This window comes from Streptomyces sp. NPDC001890, assembly GCF_042891445.1.
Taxonomy (GTDB): Bacteria; Actinomycetota; Actinomycetes; order Streptomycetales; family Streptomycetaceae; genus Streptomyces.
Genome location: NZ_JBIATE010000032.1, coordinates 58,660 through 72,935 on the forward strand (window position 1 = coordinate 58,660; position 14,276 = coordinate 72,935).

The window sequence follows — 14,276 nt, forward strand, 5'->3', positions numbered from 1 at the left end:
TTCGTCGAGTTCATCGAGTTCGTCGAAGACACAAGCCGAACACCATACGCACAAGCCGGTGACGTCACCTGTTTGACAGGTGACGAGGTCGGTGCGACGCTGATATCAGCCCAGCGCCAACGGCGCGATCCGCAACCGATGAACCGAGCGGAGTCCGGCCATGCAGACCACCAATGCCGCGAACACGATGGACAGTGCCGCAGCGGCCCGGCACGAGCGGTTCGGCAAGCTGCCCGAGCGCGTCCCCTACCAGGACATGGTCGAGGTGAAGCCCGCCTCGCCGAAGGAGTCCGCGAGGGATGCGTACGACCCGGAGGGCTCGTGGATGTCCTTCTCCTGCCTGGCCGCCGACCTCGGCCTGTAGCCGACCGTCCGGTCGTCGTCCAGCCGCCGTGCGGTCTTCGTGCGGTCTTCGTGCGGTCGTCGTGCGGCAAGAAATTGCGAGGGGTCGCCGAGGAGCTGCTGCTAAGCTCGCGAAAGCGTTGATCACGTATCGAATCGAGGAGACCAGACATGGTGGGTGACGACGACATCTCGGGGTGAGACCCCGTTCTGTCAGGCCACCGGCCGATGCCCAGGAGCATCGCCGTCGTGGCCGTTCAGTCGTCCCCTTCTTCCATGTCCCGGGCAGTGGTCCGTGCCTGCCCGTATCCCATTCGAGGTCTCTCCATGTCCGACGCCGCCATCATCTGCTCGAACCTGTCCTTCGCCTGGCCCGACGACACCCCGGTCTTCGACGACCTCTCCTTCTCCATCGGCAGCGGCCGGACGGGCCTGGTCGCGCCCAACGGCTCCGGCAAGAGCACCCTTCTCAAGCTGATCGCCGGCGAGCTGCGGCCCGGCACCGGGTCCGTGTCCGTCGGTGGCACTCTCGGCTATCTCCCGCAGAGCCTCCCCCTGACCGGTGATCTCACGGTGGCCGAGGTCCTGGGCGTCGCCGAGGTGATCCGGGCCCTGGACGCCGTGGAGTCCGGGGACGTGGGCGAGGAACACTTCACGGTCATCGGCGACGACTGGGACATCGAGGAACGCACCCGGGCCCAGCTGGACCGGCTCGGCCTCGCCGATCTCGCCCTCGACCGGAGCCTGAGCACACTCAGCGGCGGCCAGGTCGTCTCGCTCGGCCTGGCGGCCCAGCTGCTGAAGCGGCCCGACGTACTGCTGCTCGACGAGCCGACCAACAACCTCGATCTCGACGCCCGGCACAAGCTCTACGACGTGCTGGAGGACTGGAACGGCTGCCTGCTGCTGGTCAGCCACGACCGGGCGCTGCTCGACCGCATGGAGCGCATCGCCGAACTCGAACGCGGCGAACTGCGTTTCCACGGTGGCAACTTCACCGAGTACGAAGAGGCCGTGCGGGCCGAGCAGGAGGTCGCCGAGAAGAACATCCGCAACGCCGAACAGGAGCTGAAGCGGGAGAAGCGGGAGATGCAGCAGGCCCGCGAACGCGCCGAGCGCCGAGCGAGCAATGCCGCCCGCAACCTCAAGAGCGCGGGCCTGCCGCGCATCTTCGCCGGAAACATGAAGCGCGGCGCCCAGGAGTCCGCGGGCCGGTCGGGCCAGCTGCACTCGTCCCGGGTGACCGAGGCGAAGGCCCGGCTGGACGAGGCGGGGCGCGCCCTGCGCGACGAGCAGCGCATCACGCTGGACCTGCCGGACACCGATGTGCCCGCCGGACGCACACTCGTCCTCGGCGAGCAGATGCAGGTACGCCACGACGGGCGCGCCCTGTTCGCCGAAGCGGGCGTCGACCTGACGGTCCGAGGCCCCGAACGCATCGCGCTGACCGGTCCCAACGGCTCCGGCAAGACCACGCTGCTGCGGCTGCTCAACGGCGAACTGGGGCTGGACAGCGGGCAGATCAAGCGGGCCGACGGCCGGATCGCCTACCTGTCGCAGCGGCTGGACCTGCTGGAACTCGACCGAACGGTCGCCGAGAACTTCGCCACGTTCGCACCGCACCGGACGGAGGCGGAGCGGATGAATCTGCTCGCCCGCTTCCTCTTCCGGGGCCCCCGGGCCCATCTCCCGGTCGGGGTGCTGTCCGGCGGCGAGCGGCTGCGCGCCACGCTGGCCTGCGTACTGTGCGCCGAACCTGCTCCGCACCTGCTGCTCCTGGACGAGCCGACGAACAACCTCGATCTGGTGAGCGCCGGCCAGCTGGAGGGCGCGCTGGGCTCGTACCGGGGAGCGTTCGTGGTGGTCAGCCACGACGAGCGTTTCCTCACCCGGATCGGCGTGGACCGGTGGCTGAGGCTGGCCGGCGGAGAGCTGACGGAGACCGGAGCGCCGGTGGCAGGAGCTCCTGGGACGGGAACTCCGGTGACAGGAGTTCCGGGGACGGGAGCTCCGGGGACGGGAGCTCCGGGGCTGTGAACCGCTGATGTGCTGACCGGGCCCGCGCCCGAGGTGGGTCACCCACCCGGCGGGCCGAACACCGATCGCATCAGGTGGAACACCATGTCCCGACCAGCCCTGCTCGCCCACGACGTCGTCCGCACCCTGGGGGCCCGGCGAGTCCTCGACGGCGTCTCCCTCACCGCCTCCCCCGGCCACCGCATCGGGCTGATCGGGGAGAACGGCGTCGGCAAGTCGACGCTGCTGCGGCTGCTCGCCGGAGTGGACGAACCCGACGCCGGGAGCGTCACACGCCCCGCCGACCTGGGCTTCCTCCACCAGGAGCTGCCGTTCGACGACGCGTCGACGATCGCCGACGTGCTGGACGAGGCCCTGCGCGAGGCCCGCGACGACCTGGCCGAGCTCGAACGTCTCACCGAGCGGCTCGCCCACGTACCGCAGGACTCCCCCGGCTACGCCGAGCTGCTCGACGCGTACGGCCGGCAGCTCGAACAGGCCCAGGAGCGAGAGGTCTGGGACGCCGACCGGCGAGCCGCGATCGTGCTCGACGGGCTCGGCCTCGGCGCGTTCCGGCACGACCGGGTGCTCGGCTCCCTCTCCGGCGGGCAGCGCGGTCGGCTGGCGCTGGCCGCACTGCTGGTCAGGCGCCCTTCGGCCCTGCTGCTGGACGAGCCGACCAACCATCTCGACGACGGCGCCGCCGCGTTCCTGGAGGAGCAGGTGCGCGGTCTGCCCGGGGTCGTCGTGGTGGCCAGCCACGACCGGGCCTTCCTCGACGCCGTCTGCACGGATCTGGTCGATCTCGACCCGGCCATGGACGGCCCGGTCCGCTACGGCGGCAACTACAGCACCTATCTGGCCGAGAAGCGTGCCGAGCGGGAACGCTGGGAACGGCGGTACGCCGAGGAGCAGGAGGAACTGGCGGCGCTGCGCCACTCGGCCGGGGTCACCGCGCGCCTCGTGGCACCGGACCGGGAGCGGCCCGACAACGAGAAGATGGGCTACGGCCATCGCGCCGGACGGGTACAGAGCCAGGTCTCCCGGCGGGTGCGCAACGCCACCCGCCGGCTGGACGGGCTGGAGCGTCGGCAGACCGGTGAGCCGCCGCAGCCGCTGCGTTTCCACGGCACCGCACTCGCCGTCGCCGCACCACCCGTCGCCGCATCCGCCGTCGCCGCGCTCGGCGCCACATCGCTCGATGAGGTGTCGGCGGACGGCACCCTCGTCTCGCTGCGCGACGTACGGGTGCCGGACCGGCTCGTCGTCCCGCGGCTGGACGTGTCGGCGACCGAACGCCTCCTCGTCACGGGAGGCAACGGCGCGGGGAAGTCGACGCTGCTGTCCGTGCTCGCCGGGCGTCTCGCGGCCGAGGGCGAGGTGAGACGGCGGCAGGGGCTGGCGGTGGGACTGCTGGCCCAGGACACCGTGTTCGGCCGCCCCGACCTGACCGGGCGTGAGACGTACGAGCGCTCGCTCGGCGCCGAGCGGGCGGAGAAGGTCCCGCTGCGCTCGCTGGGCCTGCTGCACGAGGCGGATCTGGACAAGCCGGTCGGTCAGTTGTCGGTCGGTCAGCGCCGCCGGCTCGCGCTGGCGCTCCTGGTGGCGCGTCCGCCGGAGCTGTTGCTGCTCGACGAGCCGACGAACCACTTGTCCCCGCGGTTGTGCGACGAACTGGAGGCCGCCCTGGGTACTGGCCCCGGAGCGATCGTCCTGGCCAGCCACGATCGTTGGCTGCGCAGACGCTGGCAGGGCCGCGAGATCCGGCTGAGCGTCGGCGGTCCGGCGGGGGGCGAGCCTTGCTGAGGCTTTCGTCACCTGCCAGAATGGTGATGTGAATCTGGATCATGTCTTCGTGTGCGGAAACCCGGCACTCGACTTCGCCGCGACACTCCGGGCCCGGCGCTCGGTGCGGTTCGAGATGTTCGTGACGCCGGAGCGGCTGCGGGCGTGGTACCTGGAATCCGGCATCGTCGACGCGATTTCCCCGGGCGACCGGACCGACATCGACCAGGCCGATGTCGATCGGGCGAAGTCCGTACGGGAAGCCGTCTATCAGCTGGTCACGGCCCGCCGCCTCGGTGAGGAGTACTCCGAGGCGGCGCTGGACGTGCTGAACGGTGCGGCGCGCAAACCGCCCGCCGCACCGCAGCTCACCGCCTCGGGACGCTGGACGGAAGCGACGCCGGACGAAGCCCTGTCCACCGTGGCACGCCTTGCGATCGAGCTCCTGAACGGGCCGGACGTACCCCTGCTCAAGGAGTGCGGCAATCCCGAGTGCACCCGCATCTACATCGACCGCTCCCGGGGCATGCGGCGGCAGTGGTGCGGCATGGAGTCCTGCGGCAACAAAATCAAGGCAGCCGCCTACCGGGCGCGCAAGAAGAGCGCGCACACCGCGGTGGCGCAGTAGCGTGCGCGCCCGGTTCCTCCGTGCTCAGGCGGGGAGGATGGCGTGCGCCTCACGAGGCTCCCAGGGCTCCCAGGGCTCCGAGGGCTCCGGGGGCTGGGCAATCGGGAGCACCCTGGGCTCGGCCAGTCGCTGGTAGTCGGCCGTGGCCAGGGCCACCGAGCGGTCGAGGCGGGCGGCGTTGAAGTAGATCTCGTCGTGGGCCAGGAGGTCAGGGTCGGCGAGCAGTTCGAGCTCCTGATGGAAGGCGAACGGGATGATGGTCCCGCTCACGCTGCCGGCCAGTTGCTCGGCGACATCGCGGGCGGCGAACGACGCCTCGGTGCCGTCGTACAGATCGCGCAGGCCGTCGAGGTCGACCCTGCGGTCGCCGGGAATCACGGCCAGCACGTAGCGGCGCGCCTTCCGGCCCAAAGCCACCCGTACGACCAGGCACTTGGCCGCCTGGGCCAGGGGATGGCGGCGGAGCACACTGGCCGGGGCGGTGCGGCCCTCGGGGGCGTGGTCGACGAGGCGGTAGCGGGCGTCGTTCTCGCCCAGCAGGCCGATCAGCCTCTGGTAGGTCGTGGTGGTCATGGCCACTGAGTGTCTGAGTGCGCGCTCAGCTCGCGGTGGTGACCAACTCGGGACGTCGGCTCACCGCTATCCGGACGCTCCTGATACCGCACAACGCACCCTCTCTCTCCTCGTCGGCTCTCTCCTTCTTGGCTCTCCATCTTCTTGGCCCCCTCCTTCGTGGCTCTATATCTGCTTGGCTCCCTCCTTCTTGGCTCCCTCCTTCGGGTCTCGAACGCTGCTCCAGCGATTCCTGAGACCGTGCCGTGGTCATTGGGTCCAGGTACCACGGGAGGCAGTTCATGTCCGCGTCTGTGTCCGAGTCCCCGCTGGAGGTGGCGGCGGCCGTCCCGACGGAACCCGGCCGGCGCGCCAGACCCGGGCTCGCGCTCGCTGTCATCGCCGGCTGCAACGCGATGATCCAGCTCGACGACCCCATCATGAACATCGCGCTGCCGGGGATCCGGGCGGATCTGGGACTTTCGGCGCTCGCCGCGTCCTGGGTGATCGGCGCCTATCTGCTGGCTTTCGGCGGGCTGTTGCTGCTCGGCGGACGGGCCGGAGACATTCTGGGGCGGCGCCGGATGTTCGTCGCGGGCGTGGGGCTGTTCACGGCCGCGGCCGCCGCACGGGCCGCGGTCACCGGTGGCGAGCTGCTCATCGCGGTACGCGCGGTGGAGGGCGCCGGGGCCGCGTTCGCCGCGGCCAACGGGTTCGTACTGATGCTCGCCACCTTCCCCGAAGGCCCCGCCCGCAAGCGGGCGATCGCCCTCTGCACGGCGGTCGGTGCGTCCTCCACGGCCGGTGGCCTGCTGCTGGCGGGGGCGTTGGGCTCGGTCGGCTCCTGGCGCTGGCTGGTGCTGTTGAACGTGCCGGTGGGGCTGGCGATCGTCCTGCTCGCACCGCGCGTCATCGAGGAGACGGCGCGGGTCCGCGGGCGCTTCGACCTGCGCGGCACGCTGCTCTCCGCGACCGGCGTCGGTGCGGTGGTGTACGGCCTGTCGCAGGCCGGCGAACATCCGTGGAGCTCCGCGCGGGTGGCGGGGCCGCTGTTGGCCGGGCTGGCGCTGCTGTCTCTGTTCATCGGCTCGCAGCGGCGTACGGATCAGCCCATCGTGCGGCTCGCGCTGTTCAAGGACCGTGACCGGGCACTGGCGTTCGGCAGCATGCTGGTGCTGCCCGGGGCGCTGATCGGCGCGTACTTCTTCCTCAGCCAGTTCTTCCAGCAGCACCACGGCTGGTCGGCGCTCGCGGCCGCGTTCGCACTGCTGCCGGTACCGCTGGCGATGGCTGCCACCGCGGCGGTGGCCCCGCGCATCGAACGAAGCCTGGGGCCGAAGCTGATGATGGCCATCGGTGCCACCGCGCTCGCCGTCGAGAACCTGTGGCTGTCGCACCTGCGGGACGGGGATCCGTATCTCACGGGGGTGCTGCCCTCGCTGGTCCTGCTCGGCGCCGGCATGACGTTCTGTGTGGTTCCGGCGACCGTGCTTGCCACCTCCCGGCTGCGGCCCCACGAGCTCGGTTCGGCGGGCAGCGTCCTCAACGCGTTCCAGGCGATCGGCGGTTCGCTGTGCATCGCGCTGCTGGTCACCACGTCGGCGGGGTACGCCGACTTCGCCGACACCATGTCCGCCGGGTTCACCACCGGCTCCGGGTTCGCGGCAACGGGGCTCCTGATTGCCCTGGCCCTGCGCCCCGGCCCCACGGCCGCCGCACGCCGGTCCTGGGTCTCACGCCTGTCCCGGTGACACCCGATGACGCCTGGCGACATCCAGTGACACTTGGTGACGCCTGGTGATGCGCAGCTGACGGCGAGGGGACGGCGACGAAGCGGCGACTGACGGCTGGGCGGATACTGCTGCGCCTCGCCGGCTGCGCTTCGCGCGCGCCGGCGAGGCGCGGTGCCGGGTGCCCGACGCCGTCCCGGACGGGGGATGACCTGGACGGCGTGGGGGTCCGGACGACCCCCGCTCCGGCGGTGGCCGGAGGGGAGCGGCTGGGGTGGGGCGGCGGTGCTGCCCCGGTGGGCGGCGGTTGTGCCCGCCCGGTCGCCCTTCCCGCTGCTGCGGGCCGGGCGGACAGGGTTGCGGACAGGGTTGTCGGGACCGCTGTCTCAGCGTGTGGCGTGGCTGAGTACGGGCAGCACGGCGCGTTCCTCCGGGCGCAGTGGCGGCTCGGTCAGCGCCGGGACCTCGAATCCGCGGCGCAGCGCGGCGAGCAGCCACGGGGTCTGGATCTCGGCGACGGTGGTGGAGAGGGTCATCAGACCGACGGCGGCGCGGCTGACCTCACGGTTACGGGTCGCCACACTGCTCATCACGTCCGAATCGCGGCGCCGGGAACCGTCGTCGTCGGTGAGCCGCGGGTCGCGGCTGTCGACCTCGACGTCGGGGTAGTTCACATCGCCGGACGTGGCCAGCATCCAGGCGTCGTCGACCGCCTTGGCGACGGCGCGCTGAACGGCACGGCCGAGGCCGGGATCCAGGTCGCGCAGCTGTATCTGCTTCTCGAAGGCCGCGACGCTGCGAGCGGCGGCGCTCATGCCGTGCCCGTAGACCGGGTTGAAGGCCGTTGCCGCGTCACCGAGTACCACAAGTCCCGCGGGCCAGGCCGGGAGACGGTCGTAGTGCAGGCGCCGGTTGATGGTGGAGCGGGATCGCTGCACGCCGGTGAGCGGTTCCAGGCCCGCGATCAGGTCCCCGATCAGGGGGTGCCGGACGCTTTCCCGTGCGTACGCCATGAACCCGGCCTCGTCCGCGGGCGGTTCACCGCCCCGGGTACCCGAGAGCGTGACGATCCAGCGGTCGTCCTCGATGGGCATCAGCACGGCGTTGCGGCCGGGCCCGCCCTGGTGCGAGTCGGCGAGCACGCTGACGAGCGGGAACGTGCCGCCGGCGGTCTCGGGGGCGCGGAAGATCCGGGTCGCGTAGACCATGCCGGTGTCGACGGACTCCTCCTGCGGAGCCGCGATGCCCAGGCCGCCCAGCCATCGCTTCATGGCGGAGCCGCGGCCAGTGGTGTCGACGACGATGTCGGCCTCCAGCACCCGTTCCTCGTCGGAGGCACTGTCGCGGACCCGGACTCCGGTGACCCGTTCGGCGGTGCCGGTCAGTCCGAGTGCCTCGGTCCGGTCGAGGACCGAGATACGGGGGTTGCGCAGCGCCTGATCGCGCACGGTCCAGTCGAGCAGCGCGCGGCTGCAGGCGATGGTGAACTCGGTCTCCGGAAAGCGGTGCTGCCATCCGAAGGCGGTGTACGAAACGAGACCGTTCGGAATTCCGATACGGTGCGCGCCGGCCTCGATCAGGCGGTCGGTCGTCCCCGGGATGAGCGACTCCATGATTCGGGCGCCGCCGGACCACAGAATGTGGCAGTGGCGGGCCTGTGGAACGCCCTTGCGGAGCTCTGGTCCGTGCGGGTATTCATCCCGGTCGATGACTGTCACGTCGTCGACATACCGGACCAGCATCGAAGAGGTGAGTGCGCCGGCGAAACCACCGCCCAACACCACGGCACGTCGATTTCCAGTCATCGGTCACCCGGTCCTTTCCCGCTGTGTGGAATCGCCAACTACCGTACGGTGAATCGCGGCGCGATGATCCGTTCACCCCGTACCCCTCCAAGGACAGGGGTGTCTAGGGGTATGTGTAGGGGTAACCGGGATAATTTCCGGGGCGTACAGGGAAATCGCAGATCACCATGGCAGCTGCCGGTCACAAGATGTTTTCTGTAGGACTGAAATCCCTACATCTCTGGCTACCGAATGACTGGTCATCCTCATTAGAGTTCCGCCCATGACGACAACACACAGGGCGACACCGGTGGTTGGATTCACCGGCGCTGTCAAGGAGTTCGGCGCGGTGCGCGCCGTCGACGGACTCGATCTCACCATCGGACCAGGCGAGAGAGTCGCCCTGCTCGGTCGCAACGGCGCGGGCAAGTCGACGGCCATCAGCCTGCTGCTGGGTCTGGACGACCCGACCTCCGGCACGGTGGAACTGTTCGGGCAGGCCCCGAGCCATGCGGTGGGCGACGGCCGGGTCGGCGCGATGCTGCAGGATTCCAAGCCGGTTTCCCGGGTGACGGTGCGTGAGCTGGTGTCCTTCGTGACCCGTACGTATCCGAACCCGATGGCAGTCGACGAGGCGCTTGGGCTGGCGGGCCTGACCGAGCTGGCCGGGCGGCGCGCGGACAAGCTCTCCGGGGGCCAGGCCCAGCGGGTCAGCTTCGCCATCGCGCTGGCCGGGGACCCCGATCTGCTGGTGCTGGACGAGCCGACGGCGGCGCTCGACGTGGAGGCCCGTCGGCTGTTCTGGCAGTCGATGCGCGCGTTCACCGACCGTGGCAAGACGGTGCTCTTCTCCACGCACTATCTGGAAGAGGCGGACCAGAACGCCGACCGGATCGTCGTCATCGACCGCGGCCAGCTGATCGCCGACGGCAGCAGCGCCGACATCAAGCACACGGTGGGGTCCAGCATGGTCTCCTTCACCGTGCCGGACGGGCCGATGCCGGACAGCCTGGCCGCGCTGCCGGGTGTGCTGTCGGTCGAGGTCGTCGACGGCCGGGTGCGGCTGCGTACGTCGGACTCGGACGCCACGGTGAGCGCCCTGCCGGGCGTGGTGACGCCGCGGGGTCTCGAAGTCGCCCCGGCGGGCCTGGAGGACGCGTTCCTGGCCCTGACGGCGCACCACTCGGGTCGTGACGGGGGCCGTCCGTTCGTCCCCTCCGCCTCGTCCGATTCCGCTGTCCAGACCCCGAAGGCAGGCGCGTGATGGCCAGTTCGATCGCCCTCGTTTCCAACTACGTAAATCTTGAGCTGCGTCGTACGTTCCGTGACACCGGCTTCGTCATCTTCGGCATCGGCACCCCGGTGCTGATGTACATCATGTTCACCAATGTCGGCGGCGGCTCCGGCGGAACGGACGAATGGGCCGTGACCGCGATGGTGGGTCTGGCGGCGTACGGTGCGCTGAGCGCCGGGCTCAGCTCGGGCACGGCGGTCGCCGAGGACAAGGCCGTGGGGTGGCTGCGGCAGCTGCGGATCACGCCGCTGTCTCCGGCGCAGGTGGTCTTCGGGCGTGCGGTGACCGGCTCGCTGATGGTGCTGCCGGCGATCGTGGTGGTGCTGCTCACGGCCATGATCGTCAATGGTGTGCGGCTGGACGCCTGGCAGTGGCTGGTGCTGACACTGCTGCTGTGGGTCGGCTCGCTGCCGTTCACCATGCTCGGGATCGCCAACGGCTACCAGCTCTCGTCCCAGACCACGAACGTCACGAACATCGTCTGCAACCTGGCGCTCGCACTGGTCGGCGGGCTGTGGTTCCCCATCAGTGAGTTCCCGGGCTGGATGGCTTCGGTGGCCAAGTGGACGCCGGGATACCGCTTCGGTGAACTGGGCTGGAACACGACGGACGGCGAGGCGCCGAGCATGACGGGCATCGTGGTGCTGGTGGTCTGGCTGCTGGTCTTCGGCGCGTACGCGGCCTTCGCCTACCGCCGTTCCGGCCGTAAGGCGTAGGGGCTCGTACCCCCTGTACGACACATGGCTGTGGGCGGCACCCGGTTCGGGTGCCGCCCACAGCCATGTGTCGTACAGGGGTGCGATGCGGGTCAGTCGACGGCGCGGCGGGTGAAGCCGCGGATACCGACCACCGAGGCCACCACGATCGCGGCCGCGAGGACGCCGAGGTCGATGCCGAGCGGCACGGAGTCCACCTTGTCGAGGAGGACCGCGCGCAGACCCTCGTTGATGTACGTGATCGGGTTGATGCCCACGACCACCTGGAACCACTTCAGCCCATGCAGGCTGAGCAGCGAGTACTGTGCGGCCGCCGTGAACATCAGCGGCGTCAGGGCGAGACCGAAGACCACACCGACGCGACGGGCCGGGACGACGGTGCCCAGGACGAGGCCGAGGGCGCCGCCGAGGAGCGAACCGAGCACGAGAACGGCCAGGATCGGCGGCAGGGCGGCGGCCGGCCACCAGGACACGCCCAGCACGAGGATGCCCACGGGGATCATGAGGGCGGCGGCGATGAAGCCGCGGATGCCGCCGAAGACGATCTTCTCCAGGGCCACCAGCCGGATGCCCACCGGGGCCATCAGCCGGTCCTCGATCTCCTTCGAGTACGAGAAGTCCATGACCAGGGGCAGTGCGGTGGCCTGGAGGGCGCTGATGAAGGCGGTCAGGCCCACGATGCCGGGCAGGAGCAGCGGAACGTAGGAGCTGTCGACGTAGTCCATGTCGGCGAGGACCTTGCCGAAGATGAACAGGATGAAGAGCGGCTGGAGCAGCGCCTCCGCGAGGAACAGCCAGGGCTGGCGGGCGGTGACCAGGATGTCGCGCCACAGGATGGACCCGAGGATGCGGCTCTGCGACACCTTCCGCGGCCCGGTGGATGCAGAGGGCGCGATCGGCGCAGTCGGCGCGGTGGGCTCGGTGGGCTCGGTGGGCTCGGTGGCCACCGTCGCGTCTGCGGCTGTATCTGCGCCTACGCCTGTGTCTGTGCCTGCGGCCGTGGCGGGCGTGGATGTTGTGACAGTCACCGAAGTCCCCTACCAGTCATGTGAATGAAGACGTCCTCAAGGCTTGCCTCGCGGACGGTCAGGTCTCTGACCTCGCAGTTCAGCTCGCCGAGCACCTTGAACACGCCGGGCAGCACGTCACCGGCACCGGACTCGACGCTGATCACGAAGCGGTCCTCCTCCGGCTCCGGGGCCGGCATGCCCGGGAAGGGGGGCGCAGCGGGTCCGCCGCCCGTCACGAACTCGGCGGCCGCGACCCACGGCACGGCGGTGAGCGCCTCGGTGACGGACTCCGGGGTCTCGTCCAGAAGGTTCAGCTTGAGGGTGAGCACCGTGCCGCCCGGCAGCGAGCGGATCAGGCCGTCGGGCGTGTCGACGGTCAGGAGCTTGCCGTGGTCGACGATGCCGATGCGGTCGCAGACCTTGGCCGCCTCGTCCATGTCGTGCGTGGTGATCACGACGGTCACGCCCTGCTTTCCCAGCTCCTCGACGAGGTCGTGCACGAAGAGCCGTGCCTGCGGGTCCAGGCCGGTGGCCGGCTCGTCCAGGAACATCACGCTCGGGTCGTGCATCAGGGCGCGGGCGATCATCACGCGCTGCGCCTGGCCGCCGGACATCTGGTCCACCAGCGAGTCGGCCTTCTCGGTGAGCTGCATCCGTTCCAGCAGCTCGTCGGCGCGGCGGCGCCGCTCGGAGCGGCTCAGGCCGTGGTACGCGGCGTGGAACGTGAGGTTCTGCCTGACCGTCAGCGAACGGTCCAGGTTGTTGTGCTGCGGGACGACCGCCAGCACGCCGCGCGCCCGGTCGGGGTGGGCGATCACGTCGATGCCGTCGAGAGTGGCCCGGCCCGACGTGGCCTTCGCCATCGTGGTGAGCATGCGGATGGTGGTGGTCTTGCCCGCCCCGTTGGGGCCGAGGAGGCCGAAGACCTCGCCGCGCGCCACGGTGAAGCTCAGCCCGTCGACCGCCCGGGGCATGCCGGGCAGGTACTCCTTGACGAGATCCTCGACTATCACCGCGTCAGGCGCGGCTGTGTCCGTTTCTGGCACTTTGTGCCTCCTCATCGAAATCGAAAGAAGAAATCTCAGTCATTGATCAGCCATTGACCAGTCGTTGATCAGCCGTCAGTCAGCCATTGGCTCGGCCGCTGTTCACGGTCAGGATTTTCCGAACTCGCGCTGGATGAGATCGAACAGCTCGTCCGGCGTCGCGGTCTCAAGCAGGTCGTCGACCACGGGCTCCGGATCGCTCCGGTTCGCCCCTTGTGTCGCGTTCCAGCGGGACAGGAGCGCTTCCAGTCGCTTGGTGATGCCTGCCCCGTCCGCGCCTTGTGGAGAAAAGGACGTGAGAACGCGCTCAAGTCTCTTGATCTCCGCAACGGCTTCGGATTCGTTCACGGGTCCGTCGGCCCGGCCCGTGTTCTGCTGAGCGAATTGCTCACCGAGATGACGGACGAGATCGACGGATGTCGGAAAATCGAAAATCAGAGTTGCGGGAAGCCGGAATCCGGTCTGCTTCGTGAGCCCGTTGCGCAGTTCGACCGCCATGAGGGAGTCGAAGCCCATCTCGACGAACCCGCGCCGCGACTTTATCTGCGCGGGCGTCGTGATTCCGAGCACCCGGGCGGTCTCACCACGTACGAGTTCGAACAGAATTTCGCCACGGGCCGCCTCGTCCCCGGCAGCGGCGAGACGCTCCCGCAGGGCAGCGGCCACGTCGCCACTGCCGGTGGCCGGGTCCTGTTCCCGGAGTGCGGCCGTCTCGGCGAGCCGCTGGTTCTCGGGCAGTTCGCCGAGCAGCGGGCTCGGGCGCATGGCCGTGAATGCCGGTGTGAACCGGTCCCAGATCACATCGGCGACAGCCAGGCAGGTCTCGTCGCCGGTCAGCGCCTGCGCGAGCGCGGCCAGGGCGCTGTCCGGTTCCATGACCGGCAGACCACGGCGACACAGCATCTCCTCTTCCTCGATGTCCACGAGGCCGCCGCCGCCCCAGGGGCCCCAAGCGATCGAGGTGGCAACCTGACCACGGGCCCGGCGCTCCTGGGCCAGGGCGTCGAGGTAGGCGTTGGCAGCGGCGTATCCCGCCTGCCCGCCGCTCCCCCACACCGCGGCAATCGAGGAGAAGAGCACGAACGCGTCCAGATCGGCGTCCGCGAAGACAGCATCCAGATTCGCCGCGCCGGCAACTTTCGCATGCAGTACGTCGACCAGCTCAGCACTCCCGATCTCGGCAAGCGGAGTGAGCTGACCGACGCCTGCGGCGTGGACGACGGTACGGACCGGGGTTCCGTCGGTTTCGAGGGATCGGGCGAGGGCGGTGAGGGCTGCCAGGTCGGTCGCGTCGCAGGCGACGACGGTTGCTCCGGCTCCCAGCTCCTGTATTTCTGCGACGAGTTCGGTGGTGCCGGGGGTGTCGGGTCCTC

General features: G+C 69.9%; 11 protein-coding genes and 1 pseudogene. 7 read left to right on the top strand and 5 right to left on the bottom strand.

Going from position 1 to position 14,276, the window contains the following annotated elements; translation table 11 throughout:
* Positions 1-160 precede the first annotated feature (160 nt).
* From ACFYY1_RS38050 to ACFYY1_RS38065, 4 genes and pseudogenes are all read left to right on the top strand, one after another.
* Positions 161-364, top strand: a complete 204-nt coding sequence (locus tag ACFYY1_RS38050; protein ID WP_388593998.1) for a hypothetical protein — start codon at positions 161-163, stop codon at positions 362-364.
* Positions 365-669: 305 nt separating this feature from the next.
* Positions 670-2,295 (top strand): annotated as a pseudogene (gene abc-f, locus ACFYY1_RS38055) (ribosomal protection-like ABC-F family protein); the annotation flags it as partial.
* A gap of 168 nt (positions 2,296-2,463) precedes the next feature.
* Positions 2,464-4,164: an ABC-F family ATP-binding cassette domain-containing protein gene (locus tag ACFYY1_RS38060; protein WP_388594001.1), complete on the top strand. Its 1,701-nt coding sequence runs from the start codon at positions 2,464-2,466 to the stop codon at positions 4,162-4,164.
* Positions 4,165-4,192: 28 nt separating this feature from the next.
* The gene (locus ACFYY1_RS38065) at positions 4,193-4,771 is read left to right on the top strand and encodes a CGNR zinc finger domain-containing protein (protein ID WP_388594004.1); all 579 of its coding nucleotides are present in this window, start codon (positions 4,193-4,195) and stop codon (positions 4,769-4,771) included.
* A 24-nt stretch (positions 4,772-4,795) separates the two neighbouring features.
* On the opposite strand, the gene ACFYY1_RS38070 is transcribed toward ACFYY1_RS38065, so the two are convergent.
* Positions 4,796-5,344, bottom strand: coding sequence for a YbaK/EbsC family protein (locus ACFYY1_RS38070; RefSeq protein WP_388594007.1), 549 nt, complete (start codon positions 5,342-5,344; stop codon positions 4,796-4,798).
* Between the two features lie 281 nt (positions 5,345-5,625).
* Here ACFYY1_RS38070 and ACFYY1_RS38075 point away from each other — a divergent pair, with 281 nt between their 5' ends.
* On the top strand, positions 5,626-7,074 hold the full coding sequence (locus tag ACFYY1_RS38075) for an MFS transporter (RefSeq protein WP_388594009.1): 1,449 nt from the start codon (positions 5,626-5,628) through the stop codon (positions 7,072-7,074).
* Between the two features lie 365 nt (positions 7,075-7,439).
* Here the strand turns inward: ACFYY1_RS38075 and ACFYY1_RS38080 are convergent, their stop codons facing one another.
* Entirely contained in the window at positions 7,440-8,858 is a 1,419-nt protein-coding gene (locus ACFYY1_RS38080) for an FAD-dependent monooxygenase (RefSeq protein ID WP_388594011.1), read from the bottom strand.
* A gap of 262 nt (positions 8,859-9,120) precedes the next feature.
* Here ACFYY1_RS38080 and ACFYY1_RS38085 point away from each other — a divergent pair, with 262 nt between their 5' ends.
* Together ACFYY1_RS38085 and ACFYY1_RS38090 are read left to right on the top strand one after the other, a co-directional pair.
* Positions 9,121-10,101, top strand: coding sequence for an ABC transporter ATP-binding protein (locus ACFYY1_RS38085; protein WP_388594014.1), 981 nt, complete (start codon positions 9,121-9,123; stop codon positions 10,099-10,101).
* Positions 10,101-10,847: an ABC transporter permease gene (locus ACFYY1_RS38090; protein WP_266737958.1), complete on the top strand. Its 747-nt coding sequence runs from the start codon at positions 10,101-10,103 to the stop codon at positions 10,845-10,847. Before ACFYY1_RS38085 ends, ACFYY1_RS38090 begins: the two co-directional genes overlap by 1 nt.
* 92 nt (positions 10,848-10,939) lie before the next feature.
* Here ACFYY1_RS38090 and ACFYY1_RS38095 read toward each other — a convergent pair whose 3' ends face one another.
* The 3 genes from ACFYY1_RS38095 to ACFYY1_RS38105 form a co-directional block, all read right to left on the bottom strand.
* Complete coding sequence (locus tag ACFYY1_RS38095; protein WP_388594016.1) at positions 10,940-11,794, bottom strand: ABC transporter permease; 855 nt, start codon at positions 11,792-11,794, stop codon at positions 10,940-10,942.
* A 77-nt stretch (positions 11,795-11,871) separates the two neighbouring features.
* Positions 11,872-12,903, bottom strand: a complete 1,032-nt coding sequence (locus ACFYY1_RS38100) for an ABC transporter ATP-binding protein (RefSeq protein ID WP_388594019.1) — start codon at positions 12,901-12,903, stop codon at positions 11,872-11,874.
* Positions 12,904-13,011: 108 nt separating this feature from the next.
* Positions 13,012-14,235 carry a KR domain-containing protein gene (locus ACFYY1_RS38105; protein WP_388594022.1) on the bottom strand — a complete coding sequence of 408 codons (1,224 nt, stop codon included), beginning with the start codon at positions 14,233-14,235 and terminating at the stop codon, positions 13,012-13,014.
* Positions 14,236-14,276: the final 41 nt, after the last annotated feature.